The sequence below is a fragment of the Sphingomonas sp. BL-S-28 genome (assembly GCF_055521515.1).
In genome coordinates, this window is sequence record NZ_CM145483.1 from 1,748,807 (window position 1) to 1,766,102 (window position 17,296).

13 protein-coding genes are annotated in these 17,296 nt (G+C 62.2%); 7 read left to right on the top strand and 6 right to left on the bottom strand.

Annotation, left to right across the window (positions count from 1 at the left end; genetic code table 11):
• Nucleotides 1-41 precede the first annotated feature (41 nt).
• The 3 genes from ACZ1JC_RS07430 to ACZ1JC_RS07440 are packed head-to-tail and all read left to right on the top strand — an operon-like array spanning nt 42 to nt 3,014.
• Nucleotides 42-1,088, top strand: a complete 1,047-nt coding sequence (locus tag ACZ1JC_RS07430) for a Rieske 2Fe-2S domain-containing protein (RefSeq protein WP_465140182.1) — start codon at nt 42-44, stop codon at nt 1,086-1,088.
• On the top strand, nt 1,088-2,326 hold the full coding sequence (locus ACZ1JC_RS07435; protein WP_465140181.1) for a Bcr/CflA family efflux MFS transporter: 1,239 nt from the start codon (nt 1,088-1,090) through the stop codon (nt 2,324-2,326). The genes ACZ1JC_RS07430 and ACZ1JC_RS07435 overlap by 1 nt, the downstream gene beginning before the upstream one ends.
• Nucleotides 2,313-3,014: a MerR family transcriptional regulator gene (locus ACZ1JC_RS07440; RefSeq protein ID WP_465140180.1), complete on the top strand. Its 702-nt coding sequence runs from the start codon at nt 2,313-2,315 to the stop codon at nt 3,012-3,014. The genes ACZ1JC_RS07435 and ACZ1JC_RS07440 overlap by 14 nt, the downstream gene beginning before the upstream one ends.
• 34 nt (nt 3,015-3,048) lie before the next feature.
• Here ACZ1JC_RS07440 and ACZ1JC_RS07445 read toward each other — a convergent pair whose 3' ends face one another.
• Nucleotides 3,049-4,149 (bottom strand): NAD(P)-dependent alcohol dehydrogenase, encoded by a 1,101-nt coding sequence (locus tag ACZ1JC_RS07445; RefSeq protein WP_465140179.1) that lies wholly within the window; start codon nt 4,147-4,149, stop codon nt 3,049-3,051.
• A 214-nt stretch (nt 4,150-4,363) separates the two neighbouring features.
• Here ACZ1JC_RS07445 and ACZ1JC_RS07450 point away from each other — a divergent pair, with 214 nt between their 5' ends.
• From ACZ1JC_RS07450 to ACZ1JC_RS07460, 3 genes are all read left to right on the top strand, one after another.
• Complete coding sequence (locus ACZ1JC_RS07450) at nt 4,364-5,665, top strand: cytochrome P450 (RefSeq protein WP_465140178.1); 1,302 nt, start codon at nt 4,364-4,366, stop codon at nt 5,663-5,665.
• A gap of 83 nt (nt 5,666-5,748) precedes the next feature.
• Nucleotides 5,749-8,097, top strand: a complete 2,349-nt coding sequence (locus ACZ1JC_RS07455) for a TonB-dependent receptor (protein WP_465140177.1) — start codon at nt 5,749-5,751, stop codon at nt 8,095-8,097.
• Between the two features lie 150 nt (nt 8,098-8,247).
• Nucleotides 8,248-9,681 (top strand): aldehyde dehydrogenase family protein, encoded by a 1,434-nt coding sequence (locus tag ACZ1JC_RS07460; protein WP_465140271.1) that lies wholly within the window; start codon nt 8,248-8,250, stop codon nt 9,679-9,681.
• 354 nt (nt 9,682-10,035) lie between these two features.
• Here ACZ1JC_RS07460 and ACZ1JC_RS07465 read toward each other — a convergent pair whose 3' ends face one another.
• A complete protein-coding gene (locus tag ACZ1JC_RS07465) occupies nt 10,036-10,926 on the bottom strand; it encodes a LysR family transcriptional regulator (RefSeq protein WP_465140176.1) in 891 nt (296 codons plus the stop codon).
• 85 nt (nt 10,927-11,011) lie between these two features.
• Here ACZ1JC_RS07465 and ACZ1JC_RS07470 point away from each other — a divergent pair, with 85 nt between their 5' ends.
• Nucleotides 11,012-11,974: an NAD-dependent epimerase/dehydratase family protein gene (locus ACZ1JC_RS07470; protein WP_465140175.1), complete on the top strand. Its 963-nt coding sequence runs from the start codon at nt 11,012-11,014 to the stop codon at nt 11,972-11,974.
• Between the two features lie 150 nt (nt 11,975-12,124).
• Here ACZ1JC_RS07470 and ACZ1JC_RS07475 read toward each other — a convergent pair whose 3' ends face one another.
• The 4 genes from ACZ1JC_RS07475 to ACZ1JC_RS07490 all read right to left on the bottom strand — a co-directional run bounded on the left by ACZ1JC_RS07475 (nt 12,125) and on the right by ACZ1JC_RS07490 (nt 17,282).
• Nucleotides 12,125-12,328, bottom strand: a complete 204-nt coding sequence (locus ACZ1JC_RS07475) for a helix-turn-helix domain-containing protein (RefSeq protein WP_465140174.1) — start codon at nt 12,326-12,328, stop codon at nt 12,125-12,127.
• 353 nt (nt 12,329-12,681) lie between these two features.
• Complete coding sequence (locus tag ACZ1JC_RS07480; RefSeq protein WP_465140173.1) at nt 12,682-14,403, bottom strand: TonB-dependent receptor; 1,722 nt, start codon at nt 14,401-14,403, stop codon at nt 12,682-12,684.
• Between the two features lie 188 nt (nt 14,404-14,591).
• Nucleotides 14,592-15,467 carry a Coq4 family protein gene (locus tag ACZ1JC_RS07485; protein ID WP_465140172.1) on the bottom strand — a complete coding sequence of 292 codons (876 nt, stop codon included), beginning with the start codon at nt 15,465-15,467 and terminating at the stop codon, nt 14,592-14,594.
• A 69-nt stretch (nt 15,468-15,536) separates the two neighbouring features.
• Nucleotides 15,537-17,282, bottom strand: coding sequence for an N-acyl-D-amino-acid deacylase family protein (locus ACZ1JC_RS07490; RefSeq protein WP_465140171.1), 1,746 nt, complete (start codon nt 17,280-17,282; stop codon nt 15,537-15,539).
• Nucleotides 17,283-17,296 lie beyond the last annotated feature (14 nt).

A 17,296-nucleotide genomic window follows, 5' to 3' on the forward strand; every position in this document is an offset into this window, starting at 1 on the left:
TTCTGACCGGCGACAAGACCGGAATGGACAAGGAGAGTTGCATGTTCGTCCACAACACCTGGTATGTCGCGGCCTTCGCTGCTGAGGTCGAGTCCGGCAAAACGCTGGCCCGGCGGTTTCTGAATGAGGCGGTCGTGTTGTTCCGCACCGAAGACGGCCAGATCGCCGCACTGGAGGATCGCTGCAGCCACCGCGCCATGCCGCTCAGCGCAGGGCATGTCGAAGGCGACATCATCCGCTGCTGCTATCACGGTGTGGAGTTCAACCGGCTGGGCGCCTGCACGCGCATTCCCAACCAGACCCGCATTCCGCCGTCGGCAAATGTGCGCCACTACCCGGTGGTCGAGAAGGATCACCTGATCTGGATCTGGATGGGCGATGCGGCGCTGGCCGATCCGTCGACCGTGATCGACAGCCCCGAGCATAACGATCCTGCCTGGACCTGGCGCCCGTACAACTTCCATGTGAAGGCCGACTGGCAGCTTATCATCGACAACATCATGGACCTGACGCACGTGCCGTACATCCATGCGCGCACGATCGGCGGCAACCCGGAACAACATTATGGGGCCGACACCAAGGTGGAGTTCGACGGGAACAAGGTCACCCTGCTGCGCAAGATGCCCAACTCGGTTCCGCCGCGCTCCTACGTCGATGCAGGTGGCTTCAAGGGCCGGGTCGATCGCTGGCAGGAGGTGCGTTTCGAACCCCGCCTGGGCATGACCTGCCGCGTGAACGCCGGCGGCTGCGATGCCGGAACCGGCGCTTACGAAGGCAAGCGTGACAACGGTTTCATGCTGGCCAACAACCACTTCATCACGCCGGAAACCGACAAGACCAGCCACTACCTCTGGACGATCTGCACCACCGCATCGAAGGAGAGCGGCGTGCCGGACGTGCTGTTCGACCAGTTCTTCGACACCATCACCGAGGACGAGGAAACGCTGCAAGCCCAGCAGCTTCGCATCGATGACAATCCCGGCCGTCCCTTCGTGGGCATTGCTAGCGATGGCGCGGTCAACCAGGCGCGACGCGTCCTCAGCAACATGTTCGAGGCGGAGCAGGGCGAACTCGTCGCTGCCGAGTAATGCCGGCCAGCGTTGGCGAGGCACGGATCGGCACCCGCGCAAGGGTGCCGGTCTGGCTTCTCGGCTCGATGACGCTGAGCGGGACGCTCGGCATTCATATTTTCGCGCCCGCGCTGGTCGTTGCGGCGCACGCCTTAGGTGCCGGCACAGCCGAACTGCAAATCGGGATCAGCCTCTACATATGGGGTCTTGCCTTTGGGCAACTGATGCATGGACCGTTGGCGGACCGCTTCGGGCGGCGTCCGATCCTGATCGGCGGCAGTGCCGTCTTCACGCTGGCGAGTCTTGTCGCCGCGACGGCCTTTTCGGCGAGTTTCTTCAACTTGTGCCGTTTCGCGCAGGCATTGGGCGGCAGCGCGGGCATGGTCATCGCCCGGACTATCGTGCGCGATGTGTCCACGGAGGAAGGATCGACCGGCAGCCTGGCCAGGCTCAACCTGATGATCCTGGTGGGACCGGGACTGGGACCGATGATCGGCGGCTTTCTCGTGGCCCATGCCGGTTGGCAGGCCATCCTGATCCTGCTCGGGCTGATGGGGGCGCTCAACACTTTCGCGATCGTCTCGCACCTGCCGGAAACCGGCACACCGCGCGCCTCCACGACGCGCGGTGTGCTGGGCAATTATGCGCGGTTGGTTACGTCAGGGCACTTCGCGGCCTATGCGATCGGCGGCGGCTGCGTCACCACGGGTTGGTACGCCTTTCTCAGCGTCGCTCCACTCATCTATCAGCAGCGCTTCGGACTGCCCCCTGACGCCAGCGGCGTGCATCTGGGTGTGGTGGTAGCAGGAGCGTGGGTCGGCAGCTTCACCGCATCGCGGCGAAGCCACCGCTGGGCAGCACCTCGGATGCTGGCGTTGGGATGCCGGTTGTCGCTGGGCGCGGCCCTCGGACTGCTGGCAGCATTCCTTTCGGGCCTCGCCAGCCCGCTTCTGGTGACGGGCCTGATGTTCCTTTTCACATGCGGCGTGGGCCTTGCGGGACCGGCAGCGCTGGCGCTGGCCACTTCCGTCGATCCTGCGGCGTTCGGGTCGGCTTCGGGGCTCTATGGGGCGATCCAGATGGCCGTCGGCGCGCTGGCAGCGGCGGGCCCCAGCTTCGGACGCGAAGGAGCGATGACGGCCATCGGGATCCTGATAGGCTGCCAGATCTCCGCGCTGTGCCTTTTCGGAAGCCGGGCGCGCCGGATTGCGAAGGGGCCCGTCTCATGCTCTAGACGTCCCGATGAAGATGCGTGAGCTTGAACAGCGCACCGGGGTGCACCGGGAGGTTATCCGCCTCTATCTGCGCAGCGGCGTCATTCCGGAGCCCGATCGGCCCAAGCGCACGGTTGCGATCTACCGTGAGGATCACGTTCAGGCGATCGCCACGGTTCGCAAGCTCCAGCACGAAAGCCGCCTGACCCTGCCGCAGATCAAGGCGTTGATGGAGGGCGGCGGGGCGCAGCCACGCGTCGATACCAGCGCTCTGGATCAGCTTGAACAATTGGTGGCGCACCGGTCCGGACAGGATCAGGGGCCGGTCATGATCGCGTCGCTGCTAGAAACCTATCCCTCCGCCGCAGAGGACGCGCGGATCCTGGCGGGGATTGGCGTTCTCACGATTATCGAGACGCCGGACGGCGATGCGCTGTCCATTTCGGACGCGCAGATGGTCCGCATCTGGGGGGACATGCGCAAGGCCGGTTTCGACGCGCATCTGGACTACACGCCCGAAGTGCTGGGCTTCTACGTCGAGGCGGCGGACTTCGTTGGCAAGTGGGAGGCCACGACTTTCCTCGAACGCGTGACCGGGCGTGTGGAAGTGGGCGAGGCGGCCGATCTCGTCGAGCAAGCCTTGCCGCTTATGCTCGATTTCTTCGGCGTCCTGCGCCAGCGCGCATTCTTTCGCCACTTCGACGCGATCAGGAGTCGATCCGAGGGGTGAGGCCGGACAGTCGTTAGGCTGCCCGGCCAGAATGTTACATCGTCAGCACGGCCTTGACGCAGCGACCCGCGTGCTGGTCCGCGACCGCTTCGTTGATCCGGTCGAGCGGATACGTGCGGATCATGCGGTCAAACGGGAAATGTCCGGCGGCATGGAGTTCGATCAGCCTAGGCAGGAAATCCTGCGGATCCGCGTTGCCTTCGGTCACGCCGCAGACCTTCAGGCCGAGCGAGAGCATGTGCAGCAGGTTGAGCGAGATCGCGGCATCGGCGCTGCGCGGCACGCCGACCATGGCGAGGCGTCCGAGTACTGCCACGGCACCCAGGCCATCCTCGATCACCGCCGGTACGCCCGATGTATCGAGCATGGCGGCGATCCCGCCCGGAACTATGGTGCGCACTCGTTCCCCCAGCGGGCCATCGGCGGGATCGAGAGCATGGGTCGCACCGAGGTCGAGCGCCATCTCACGGCGCGAAGCAAGCGGGTCGGAGACAATGATCGCGCTCGCCCCGACTGATGCGGCGGCCATGACTCCGCTTAGGCCCACCGGTCCTGCGCCCGTCACCAGCAGGCTCTCCCCTGCTTTGACCTCAAGGGCGTTGAGCACTGCACCGGCGCCGGTCATGATCCCGCAGCCTAGCGGGCCGAGGAGGGCAAGCGGCGCTTCCTTCGGCACTTTCACCAGATTGCGGGCGGCGGCGATCGCGTGCGTTGCGAACGAGGATTGCCCGAAGAAGTGGCTGCTGACGGCGTGCTCGCCGTCATGCAGGCATGTGCTGCCGTCCATCCGATGGCCACCGAAGTTCAGCGCGGCGAAGTCGCGGCAATAGGCAGGTTCGCCAGCGTCGCACTGCGGGCATTGCCGGCATGCAGCGAAGCCCAGGATCACGCTGTCGCCAGGTTGGAGCGAGGTCACTTGCGATCCGACTTCTTCTACGATTCCGGCGCCTTCGTGGCCGAGAACAGCGGGTAAAGGAACCGGCAGGATCTGGTCGCGCACGACGAGATCGGTGTGGCACAGGCCGGTCGCTACGATCTTTACTCGTACCTCGTCGGGTTGCAGTTTCGAGAGCGTGAGGGTCTCGACGACAAATTCCTGTCCTGGCTGGCGAACCACAGCAGCACGAATTTCCATAACGCATCTCTCCTATTCGATCTTTGCCTCGCCATTCGATTTGCGGGACGGTCACGCGTTCCATTCAGGTCGGGAATGGCGGAAATCTGCCGTTTCATTGATCTGATCGCTCGAATGGTCGGACCTATGACTACGATTGACGTATCGGGCTGTCTATAGTTACGTGTGGCTAACACGCAATTTGCGGCGGATCCAACCGCCCGAGGGAGAGACCATGACCGTTTCGCTCGATACCGAGAGCTGCCCCGTCATTCCCGACGACATCGCACGCACCGTGATTTCGCCGAAATCCTATACCGACGATGAGTTGATCTACGGCACCTTCCGCTGGCTGCGTGAGAACATGCCGCTGGCCAAGGCCCATGTGCCGGGCTTCGATCCGATCTGGATCGTCACCAAGCATGCAGATATTCGCGAAGCCGAGCGTAATTCCAGACTGTTCCGCAACGCCGATTTCAACCCTGTGCTGAATGACCAGGCTTCGGATGAGTTCACCCGATCGATCAACGGCGGCTCGACCAAGATCATCTCGTCGCTGACCTACATGGACGGCAAGGAGCACGCTTCCTACCGCAACCTCACATCGAACTGGTTCCTGCCCGGCCGGGTCAGTCAGCTGGGGGAGCAGGTGCGGCGCCTTGCGCGGCAGTCGGTCGAGAACCTGCTCAGTTTCGACGGCGAATGCGATTTCGTGCGCGACTTCGCGCTGCACTATCCGCTGCGGGTCATTATGACGCTGTTCGGCGTTCCCCCCGAGGACGAGCCGCGCATGCTCAAGCTGACGCAGGAGTTCTTCGGCGTCCATGACCCGGAGGAGCAGCGTCCGGAGATGGTCGCCGATCCCGTGGCAGGGGCGAAAATGTGGGCGGCCGCGCTGGAGGATTTCTACGAATACTTCGACGATCTCAGTGCAAAGCGCCGAGAAGAGCCGACTGACGATCTGCTCTCGCTGATTGCCAATTCCCGCATCAATGGTCTGCCGATCCCGCGCGCGGAGGCCAATGGATATTACGTCGCCATCGCGACCGCCGGACATGACACCACCTCGTCCTCGACGGCGGGGGGGCTGCACGGCATGATCGTGAACCCGGAGAACTTCGCCAAAGTGAAGGAAGATCCCGGCCTGATCCCCGGACTGGTGGACGAGGCGATCCGCTGGACCAGCCCGGTCAAGCACTTCATGCGCAATGCGGCGGAAGATACCGTGCTGCGCGGGCAGTCGATCAAGGCGATGGACCGCCTGATGATGTGTTACCCCTCGGGCAATCGCGATACTGATGTCTTCGTAGATCCCGACCGCTTCGACATTACCCGCTCGCCGAACCAGCATGTCGCCTTCGGGTTCGGGCCGCACATGTGCCTCGGCCAACATCTCGCCAAGCTGGAGATGCGTGTGCTGTTCCAGGAGCTGCTGCCGCATCTGAAATCGATCGAACTCGCGGGCGAGCCGCGCATGGTCGAGACCAATTTCGTGGGCGGCTACAAGTCGCTGCCGATCCGCTTCACCAAAAATTGAGGAGTAAGGGCCCGGCATGCGACCGGGCCGAAGCAAGAACAGTCTGGCGCAAAAGCGCGGACATTAAGGGAGAGGCCAATACCATGAACCGCAATATCTTGCTGATGGCGGGAGCATCGTCGCTCGCCATGTCGACACAGGTCCTTGCTCAGGAGGCGACACCTGCGACGGGCATCCAGGAAATTGTCGTCACCGCACAGAAGCGGTCCGAGGCGATCAACGACGTGCCTCTGTCCATTACGGCGGCATCGGGCGACAAATTGCGGGATCAGGGCATCACCGATGTCGGCGATCTCGTGAAGATCGTGCCGGGCTTCAACTATACCGAAAGTGCCTATGCGACGCCCGTCTACACGCTGCGCGGAGTGGGCTTCTACGACACCAGCCTTGCCGCAAAGCCGACGGTGAGCGTCTACCAGGACCAGGTGCCGCTGCCATTTTCGATTATGACGCGCGGCGCGACCCTCGATCTGGAGCGGGTCGAAGTGCTCAAAGGCCCGCAAGGCACCCTTTTCGGATCGAACGCGACCGGTGGCGCCATCAACTACATCGCCGCCAAGCCCACTTCAACCTTCCATGCAGGGCTCGATGCGGGAATCCAGAATTTCGGCGAAATCTCGGCCGGCGGGTATGTCAGCGGCCCGATCACGGACACTTTAAAGGCGCGTGTCGCGGTACGGACTGAGCAGGGCGGTGCGTGGCAACGTAGCTATACGCGTGACGACAAGCTTGGCGATCGCAACTTCACAAGCGGCCGCGTGCTGATCGACTTCCAGCCGGCAGACACCGTCCGTTTCGAGCTGAATCTCAATGGCTTCATCGACAAGAGCGATGGGCAGGCGGCACAACTGATCGGTGTGGTGCCGCTTGGCAATCCCGCGCGTTTGGGCGACCTTGCCACATATCCGCTGGCGCCCGCCAACAATCGGGCTGCCGACTGGACCCCGGAGCAGGCACCCAAGCGCGACGACTGGTTCTACCAAGCTTCGCTGCGCGGCGATGTTGATCTTACCGATGATATCACGCTGACCTCGATCACGGCCTGGTCAAAGTACCACAACGATGCTGATATCGATCCGGATGGCGTGGCGCTGCGAGACTATTTCTACAACACCACAGGCAAGATTACCGCGCTCTCCGAAGAACTTCGGTTGCAGGGCAAGTCCGGTGGTCTGAGCTGGATCATCGGCGCCAATTACGCGCGAGAGAAGACCTATCAGCAGGATGATGCGGGGCCATACGACCAGTCGACGTCGGCCTACAACTTTGTCGATGCGGGATTGGGCGTTCCGTTTTTCGTCTACAGCCAGTATGCCCGGCAGAAGTTCGTCAACAAGGCGGTCTTCGCCAACCTCGATTACGACATCGGTGACAAGATCACCTTGCATGGCGGCATTCGCTACACGGATACCAAGATCGACTTCGCCGGTTGCACGGCCGATCGCGGTTTTGCGCTCGGACAGGGCATTCAGAACCTGCTCAACGCAATCCGCGGCGGGGCAGGGCTCGATCCGATCTCTATTGCGCCCGATGCATGCGTGACGATTGACGCCGCCGCTTTGACGGCGGGTGAGGTGCAGGACAGTCTGGACGAAAACAATGTGTCGTGGCGCGCGGGCATCGACTTCAAGCCTTCCAGGGACGCGTTGCTCTATGCGTCGGTCAGTAAGGGCTACAAATCGGGCAGTTTCCCGCTGCTTTCGGCCAGCGATGCCAACCAGTTCGCCCCGGTCAAGCAGGAGTCCGTCCTGGCATACGAAATCGGCGCCAAGTTGACGTTGCTGGATAGAACAGCGCAGGTCAACGGTGCGGTATTCTACTACGATTACAGCAACAAGCAGTTCAAGGGGCGCGTTGTTGCCGATCCCGATATCTTCGGGCCGCTGGAGGCGCTGGTGAACGTGCCCAAGTCTCGCGTGCAGGGTGCAGAGATCCAGCTCGATCTTGCACCAACCGATGGGCTGCGCGTTTCGATTGGCGCGACCTACCTTGATACGAAGATCAAGGGTAGTTTCGTCAACTACGATTCCTACGGCAATCAGGTCGACTTCGGTGGATCGTCGTTCCCTTACACGCCCAAATACCAGATCGTCATCGACGGCCAGTACGATTGGACTCTCAGCCAAACCGTCGGCGCATTCGTTGGCGGCAATCTCAGCTTCCAGAGCGATACCAAGGCGGTGCTGGGCGATGCCCGCGATACGCCGTCTGAAGAACTGACCCGTATGGGCGGTTTGACGATTGCCGATTACACCCTGATCGACTTGCGTGCGGGTCTCAGTCTTGACGACAAGCGGTACAAGTTGACCGCCTTCGTGCGCAACCTGACCAACAAATATTACTGGTCCAACGCGACCCGCATTACCGACACGACCGTGCGCTTTGCGGGGCGACCCCGCACGTACGGCCTGACCCTATCGGCCAACTTCTGAAGCTCCTCCCCATGGACCGCGCCGGAATATTGGGCGGCGCGGTCCCTTTTTCCCGTTTTTACCGGAGAAACAGAGATGAATGCACCCTCGACCTTCGCTTCGAACCGCCACGGCGAGCCCGGTCACGAGGTTAACCTGCCGGACACGCGGATGTTGGTCGGCGGCGAACGCTATGAAGCGGAAGGCGGCGCGCGGATCGATGTAGAAGATCCGGCTACCGGCAAGATTTTCGCTAGCGTGCCCGCCGGCGGCGCGGCGGATGTCGACCGCGCGGTCACGCGGGCGCGCAAGGCGTTTGAGAGTGCGGAATGGTCCCGCATGCGCCCGCTCGATCGGGGGCGCATCATCGAGGCGATCGCGCGCAAGATCGAGGACCATGCTGATGAGCTGGCCCTGCTCGAGAGCTACGACAACGGAAAGACCGTCCACCACGCTCTGGCCGTGGATGTGCCCTCTGCCGTAGATATCTTCCGCTACATGGCCGGCTGGGCCTCGAAGATCGGCGGGCAGGTCAACCCGTTCTCCGGTGACGGGCGGCAGTACCATTCTTACACCGTGCGCGAACCGATAGGGGTCGTCGGCCAGATCGTGCCGTGGAACTATCCGCTGGCGATGGCGGCCTGGAAGATCGCCCCGGCACTCGCTGCCGGCTGCACCATCGTTCTGAAGCCATCTGAAGTGACCCCGCTCACTGCGTTGCGGCTTGCTGAACTGGCGTTGGAAGCTGGTCTGCCGGAAGGGGTGCTCAATGTTGTCACCGGCTATGGCCATGAAGCGGGGCAGGCGCTGGTCGAGCATCCCGGTATCGACAAGATCGCCTTCACCGGGTCGACGCGAGTGGGCAAGCAAATCGTCCGGACCGCCGCGCAAGACCTGAAGCGCGTGACTCTCGAACTGGGCGGCAAGTCTCCTTCACTGGTCTTTGCCGATGCCGATCTTGATGCCGCGGCGATGGGTGCTGCGCTGGCGATCTTCTTCAATTCCGGCCAAGTCTGTCTCGCCGCGTCTCGCCTCTATGTCGAGCGGTCGGTATTTGACCGGGTGGTCGAAGGCGTGGCGAAGGTGGCTGCGGGTTTCAAGCTCGGCCATGGCCGGGATCCCGATGCCATGCTCGGACCGCTCGTGTCTCGTGCCCAGCAGAGCCGCGTGCTGGGCTACATCGAACAGGGCAAGCAGGCTGGCGCGGAGCTGGTCAGCGGTGGCACCACAGGCGGACGCGACGGCTACTTTGTCGAGCCCACGATCTTTGCCAATCCTGATCCCGACGCCAGCATTGTGCGTGAGGAAATCTTCGGTCCGGTGCTGGTCGCGACGCCTTTCGATGACGTGGACGACGTGGTGCGGGCCGCAAACGATACTCGTTACGGGCTAGCGGCAAATATCTGGACGCGGGACATTTCACGTGCTCACCTGACGGCGCGTCAACTTCAGGCAGGCGTCGTTTGGGTAAACACTCACGGAATGAATGACCCTTCCGCTCCGTTTGGCGGCGTGAAGGAGTCTGGCTGGGGGCGAGAGGTCGGTGAAGAGGGCGTTCTTCACTACACGGAGAGCAAGACAGTGACGGTCTTGCTGGATTCCTGAGCACTCACGATTTCGTCAAGGGAAATGCGGACGTTCCAACATTTCCCTTGGTGGCCATTTAAGAACGACTTCGGCGTGATGTGGACGCTCTTTGGGGTGGAGACAATCCAGGAGACTCAAGGAGTGGGGAGGTCTTGCTGCTAGCCGCCTCGAGGCTGAACTTGCTCCACATAGGAGATTTGTGCCCAAAGTGGTAGTTCGCCTGTTCGCGCCTTGAGTGCCCGTCGACGGTAGTTCCGCGACTTGCAGGTTTGCATACCCCGGATCGTTGAGGTCCATCCCATTGATGGGTGAACGTAGGGCGCGTTTGAAAGCTCAGACTTGGCCCCGCGAATGACTGCTTAATCGGCGGAGTTACGCTTTCCCGTAGTTGTCGAATTCGGCAACCAAATGATCAAATACCGTCCGAACGCGGGGAGTATCGCGCAAATCCTCATGGATAACCACCCATGTGTCGAGCGCACGGATAGCAACATCCGAAAGAACAGCGCTCAACGTTGGGTCGCTATCGCCGACGGCACGCTGTATGACGCCGATTCCGATACCGGCTCGTACCGCCGCAAGCTGCCCCGGATGGCTGTCCATCCTCAAAATGAACCGACTTTGATCAAGATCCGGAAGCAAGCGCGTAATCGCATCTAGATCCTGCGGGGATCTGTCCGGACCCACCAGATCGTGCTGGTTCAGATCCGCGAGTGTAACCGGTAGCCCGCGCGCGGTCAGGTAATCGACATGGGCGTAGAAGCCGAGTGCGATCGATGGCACTTTGCGCGCGACCAGTGAGGTCTGCCGGGGCGGCGTCATACGCACTGCTACATCGACCTCCTGTTCCAGCAGGTTGGCGGAAAGGTTGCTCGTTTCGACCTCGAGGATCAGCGCAGGATGGCGTCGGCGTAACCTGGCGAGCATCGGGGGCAAGACCGCGACACCCACGAAATCGGATACACTCAGGCGCACCACGCCAGCGATTGCGCCGGGAAGTGCACTGGCGCCTCGCTCAAAGGCCTGCGACGCGCGGGCCATGGCGCGGGCTGCCTCGCCTAACACTCTTGCTTGAGCAGTGGGCACGAGACCGCGCACAGAGCGAGTGAACAATCGGATGCCGAGCGCACGTTCGAGCGCTTCGAGCCGTGCGCGGACGGTTGGCTGCGTAACCTTCAGCCGGCGTGCTGCCGCGGAAAGACTGCCCTCTTCAAGCACCGCGAGAAACGCGCGCTGATCTTCCCAGTTTAACGATTGGCTCATAGTTTATGCACTAGCAGATCGAAGTAATTATGTAATTATCTTTCATTTGCTGGCGGTCCAGATCTCTCCTGTCACGAGGAGAAGCATGATGAGCAAGACAAGGACGGTTCTGATTCTGGGCGCAACGGGCGGCATCGGCGGGGCAGTGGCGAGGGCGATGCTGGCACATGGCTGGTCGGTGAAGGCGATGCGCCGCGGGGCTAGCCCAAGCGGGGGCGATCAGTCCGCAGGCATCCGCTGGATCGAAGGCGATGCGATGAATGCGGCAGACGTGCTCCGTGCGGCGCAAGGCGCTCAGGTCGTTTTCCACGGTGTGAACCCTCCGGGCTATCGCAATTGGGGGCACCTGGTCCTGCCGATGATCGACAATAGCATTGCGGCGGCGAGGGCCGCGGGCGCACGCCTTGTCCTGCCCGGCACGATCTACAATTACGGTCCCGACGCCTTTCCCGATCTCGATGAGCGCGCTCCCCAAAATCCCCTCACGAGCAAAGGCGCTATCCGTGTCGAGCTTGAACGACGGCTCGCGAAGGCAGCTGAGAATGGGGTGCCGGTGCTGATCCTTCGGTTTGGTGATTTCTTCGGCCCAGGGAGTGGAAACAACTGGTTCTCGCAAGGACTGGTCAAGCCGGGTACGCGGCTCAGGACCATAACCTATCCGGGGCGCGAGGGAATCGGTCACGCCTGGGCTTATTTGCCTGACGCTGGTGAGGCCGTCGCGCGGCTGCTCGATCGGACCGATGCGCTTGATCGTTTCGAGCGCTTTCATTTCGAAGGGCACTGGGATTTCGATGGCGCCCAGATGGTAAGGGCGATTATCTCTGCTCTGGGGCGTCCAAACATCGCGGTCAGGCGGTTTCCCTGGTTACTTCTTCGAGCGGCTGGTTGGTTTCAGGAGACGCCGCGCGAAATCGTCGAGATGCGCTATCTCTGGCAGCAACCGATCCGTCTGGACAATAGCCGCTTGACGAGTTTCCTCGGAGCAGAGCCACATACTCCGCTTGGTGAGGCTGTTCGCGATACGCTCGCTTGGCTGAAGGTGTGTTGAAGCGCTGCCCATGAGTGCCAAGCATTGCAGGTGCAGGCTCAGCAGAAGTGATGTAAAAGTTGATCGCAACTCGCGATTTACGATCGTGCCCCACGGCGGGGTGTAGCTGAGGCCGAAGCGCGGCCCGATTTCGCTCGGCGAATTGAAGTTTCAGTGGACTTGGCTCGTATTGTCAAATGATCGATCATTCGCCCATGCTTCAAGGTCGGAAAATGCATAGACGACACGTCGCCCGAATTTCCGAAAGGGTGGGCCACCGCCGACAACCCGCAGCTTTTCGAGCGTACGCGGTGAAAGGCGCAAATATTCGGCGGCCTCGGAATTTGTCAGATGCACGCCATTTGGCTTGGTCATAGTTTAAGACCCTTATTCCGCGAAACAGTTTTGGACCATTAAGCTGTCACCGGAAAAGCACTTGGGAAATATACGTTCGAGTGCACCATGCTGGCTTTCTGATGCACCCAGGCGGCAGGATCGGGATTTCTGCATGCTCAGGCGGGCAGTGAGTGAGGTGAGCCCAAAGGCCGCGCCGGCAGAATCGGCGGGTTGGAATAGGAGAAAAAGTTGTATTCATCGGGCCGGAGCCAAGGATGCGCGCCAAGTAGGTATCTTTATGCTTTGCGCGGGAGCACGCCTCAGCTTTCCTCCGCGTGGCTCCTATGTGGCTCCTAGTCGAACTGACGCCGAGATTATGTGCGTCGCGCGTTCTAAGAAAATGGCGGAAATGCGCCAGAAAATCGCCCTGCCGCATCTTGGGAACGCTTTGGCGCAATGACACTGGTGACGTATTTGGCATAGAGCAGCAGGTCGCGCGAAGGCTTGTAGGTCAGGTTCGCGAGGTAGCTGAAATTGCCCTTCGAATAGGTGTAGGTCGACCCCGGCTCGCCCGCCGAGGTGTCGAAGAAGGTCTTGTCGTCCTGCGTGTAGCGAATGCCGCCCGTCACATCGATCTGGTCGGTGGCGTGCCAGGTCGCCTGCCCATAACCTGCGACCTGCCGGACCTTGAAGTAGAAGCTGCGGTCGAAATCGGTGATCGGCGTGCCGGGATGGGCGTTGCCGGGGAAGACCTGGAAGGTATCGACGACCGGCAAGCCGAACGGATTCTCACCCGGCGGTGTACGGCGGTTGTAGTAGAACAGGCCCGCGGTCGCCGCGACCGGCGTGGTGTCCACGTTGAACTGCAGCTCGTTGCTGAACTGACGCAGCTGGTTGCAGCAGCGCACCGACAGCGGAGAGAGCGGCGCGAAGGCGACGGGTGAACCGTCCGGCCCATAGGCGATCGGCACCGTCAGCGTGCCGGTTCCGTCCAGGTTCGAGGTGAAGGCATTGCGATCGAGCGAACGCCAGCTGGTGGTGTTCTTGATCGTCAGGTGCTCATTCGCGCGATAGGTGCCGACGATCAGGTGAGAGGTCGTCTTCGTCACGCTCTTGGTCGTCGTGTCGTTGAACACCACGTTGCCGCGCTTGGTCTGGATATAGTCGTCCAGCGTCGGCCCGCCGAAATAGACTTGCGAGGCCACCAGTTGATAGGCCGCGATCCCGCCCGGCGTATCGGGGAAGCCCAGCAGATAGACCGGCGGGGGAGAGAATTCCTGCCGTGACCAGTCGAACTTGTAGTCGATCGTCAGGTCGTCCAGCGGTTTCCAGCGCACCGCCGCGTGGACGGCATCGGTGGTGCTTTCTCCCAGCCGCTTCACCGACGTGAGCTTGCCCACTTCGCCCGAAGTCTCGTTCGAATAGTCGAGCGTGATCTGGTCGAAATTGCGCACGTTGTTGCGCTTTTCATTGTGGAGATAGCTGACCGCCGCGCTGATCCCGTGCCATTCGGGCAGATCGATCCGCGTCTTGCTGCGGAACGATCCGAAGCGGGCATAGCTGAAATCCTGCTTGGCCGCGAAGACGCCGCGCGGGCCGGACGTGATGTAGTTGATCGCGCCGCCGGTGGAATTGGTGCCGAACAGCGTTCCGGCCGGGCCGCGGATCACCTCGATCCGCTCGATATCGGCCACGTCGAAGATGATGCCGCTGAGCGAGCCGAGATAGACCCCGTCGATGTAGTAGGAGATCCCGTTGTCCACCGTCGGGTTGGACGCTGCGCCGGAAACCTGCCCGCGCATCATGGTGGAGGGGATCGCGTTGCCGCCCGGCTGGGTGACGACGTAGAGATTGGGCGCGACCGAGCGCAAGTCGGCGATGTTCTCGATCCGCGAATTGGCGATCTGGTCGGCGGTGATGGCAGTGACGGCGACCGGCACGCTTTGCAGGTTCTCGGATCGCTTCTGGGCGGTGACGATGATTTCCTGAATGGTGGTCACCGGCTGCGGGGCCCCGTCAGGCGCGGTCTGCGCCGACGCTGGCGTGGCCGTTACGGCCAGCCCCATGGCCAGCGCCGAGCAGCCCGCGAAACGCGCGAGGTTCAGGTTCTTCATGCAAGTGCCTCCCCAATTTTTTGTGGTTCTGTTCTGTCGTTCCGGTCGGTTTATCGCCTGTTGTTGGGATTTCGCTGCGGCTGCATCACGCTTTAGGCGTGCCGCAGCCGCTCCGGTCCGCGCGATGCCGCGCGCCACCGGGTCGGCCGGCCCCGCAGGACGCGGGACCGGCCTGGGAGGAGGCCGCCTTACTCGGCGGCCTGGAGAGCCGGTTGGTAGTCGGGATCATCCTCGTTGCAGAGGCGATTGGTATCGAGCCAGAGGCCTTCCTCTGCCGGCGTGATCCCCAGCTCGCGGCGGATGTCGACGATCTGCTGGTCCACCCGCGCGCGCCAGTCCACCAGCATCAGCGGCATGGTCCAGTTGCGCCCCTGTTCGGCCCCGCGGAATTCGGCTTCCAGATTGACGACCATCGCCTCCGGATAGTGCAGTCCGTCCTTCAGGATCGTCTTGGCCTTCAGGTAGAAGGCGATGCGCGAGAAGAAGGCGGAAAGCTCCGGATGGAAATAGCGCGCCTTGGCATGCATGTTGGCGGTCAGCAGCGCGATCTCGCCGCCGTGGTTGGGGCCGAAGCCGGTCACCATATGCTCGATGTCATGCGTCAGCGCGGTCTGGCGCAAGTAATAGGTGAAGTCGTTGACCACCTGCACTTCCTGGAAGAACAGGTCCAGCTGATAGCCCGAGTTCACCATGAAATCGCGGATCGCCGCGCCCAGCGTGCCGGGGGCGCAGTGTTCCAGTTCGGCGATGGTGAAGTCTGCCAGCCGCTTTTCCTCCAGCCAGCGGCGGAATTCGGGCAGGCGGGCCTTCTCCATCTCGAACAACTGGATGATGCGGGCCATGTCCTCCAGTTCGTGGAAGATCTGCGCGACTTCGGGGATATAGGCGGTGTTGGGCAGGTCCGGCCCGTTCCGGCGCAGCATCTCCTGCGCGATCAGCGCGCGCAGCGGCGCGTGGTTGAGGTAGCGGGAGGAACTGACCAGCACAGAGCTTTGCGTGGTGATCGCCTTGATCGCGCCGTTGAAATAGGCGCGGTCGGCATCGCCGATCGTGGCTTCGTTCATCGGGACATCCTTTCCTGTAGGGGCGCGCTTCTCTCCTTGGGAAGCGCTGCCCCGGTTGGTCTTGTCAGATCATTCGGCAGCTTCCGCGAAATTGCCCAGCGGCTGGATCGCGGGGGAGAGGAACTGGCCCGGCTTGGCCCCGGTATAGGCCCCGTTCTCGAACGTGGGCACGCCGTTCACCAGCGTCAGGCGGGTGGGCATCGCCTTGCGGGTGAAGCGCCAGGAATGGCCGCCGCGCCCGTCCGGCACGTCATGCGCCTTTTCCATATCGCGCCGTTCCACTTCGGCAAGGTCGAACACGGCGATGTCCGCGCGTTTGCCTTGTGCGATCACGCCCCGGTCGTTGAGGTTGAAGTGGCCGGCCAGCTTGCCGGTCATGACGTGGACCGCCTCTTCGATGGAGAGCGAGCCTTCCTCACGCACGTACTGCGTCAGCAGCAGCGCATTCTCGCCCCCACCGCAGAGCATCTGCAAGTGCGCGCCGGCGTCGGAGATGTTGCCCACGGTTTTCGGGTCACGCATCAGTTCGATCGTCAGGGCCTCGTCCTTGGGGAAAGGCGCCATGTGCACGGTGGAGCGGGTGCCGTTGGCCAGAATCCACTCCGCCATCGCGTCGGACCGATGCAGCCCGCGCTCATCGGCATAGGCCTTGAGCGTCACGTTGACCGGGCCGGTGCCATTCTCGCTGTCGATCAGGTTCAGCGCCTGCGGGTTCTTCAACGGCGAATGATCCCAGGCGTTCTCGTCCCAGCTCTTGCGTGCGCGCGCCCGCCAGTCCGGATCGGCCAGCAGCCGCGCCTTTTCGCCATGATCCTCGGCCATGACGACCTCGTGCCAGACATAGTCGTTGGACTGGGCGAAGATCAGCGACTTAACGATGGAAAGCACGTTTGTGGGCGAAACGTGCGCAAAGCCGGGCCAGATATCGACATCCGCCTCGCGCATCGTGCGCAGGCTTTCCTGCATCGCGGGCAGGATCGGCTTCTGGAAATCCAGCGTCGGCACTGCGCCCGCAATCTGCACGCGGATCTTCCGGCCGCCCAGCAACTTCGCCAGCCGCTCAAGGTCGGCCGGGCCGGTCATGCGCATGAAAGTATCGACGATCACCTGATAGCAGCAGTTGGGATAGCGCTCCATCACGTCGAACAGCGCGGCGAACTCGGCATCGTTGGCCTTCAGCGTCGGCACAGGGCGGTCCTGACCGTCATGATCGTGCAGATTGTCCGACATGCCGAGGGCCCCTGCCGCCAGCGCATCGTCCAGCAATTCGCACATGCGCGCGATTTCCTCGGGCGTCGCCTCGCGGTCCCACGCCTCCACGCCCATCGCGGCAAGGCGGATGGCGATATGGCCGACATAGGCGGCATAGTTCAGCGGCACCGTGACGTTCCGCTCCACCGATGCGCGGTATTCGGACCATGTGTTCCAGTCCCACGGCAAGTGCTGGAGGAACGGGCCTTCGGGAATATCCTCGAAGAACGAGAAGATGCCGATCATCTCCTTCTGCGCGGGCATGTAGCGATGGAGCGGCGCGGTGGAAAAGCCGCAGTTGCCCAGGATCATCGTCGTCGCGCCATAGCCGGGCAGGGGGTCCAGATCGGGCTGCCACCACATGGTGCCGTCGTAATGCGTATGGCTTTCGATGAAACCGGGGGTGACGTAGCAGCCTGTGGCATCCACCACACGCTCGCCGCGCGGCTCCAGGCCGGGGCCGACTTCGGCTATGGTGCCGCCGGTCACGCGTACATCGGCCGCGTAGGCCGGGGCGCCGGTGCCGTCGACCACGGTGCCGTTCCTGATCAGGATATCTTCCATTTTCGGGCATCTCC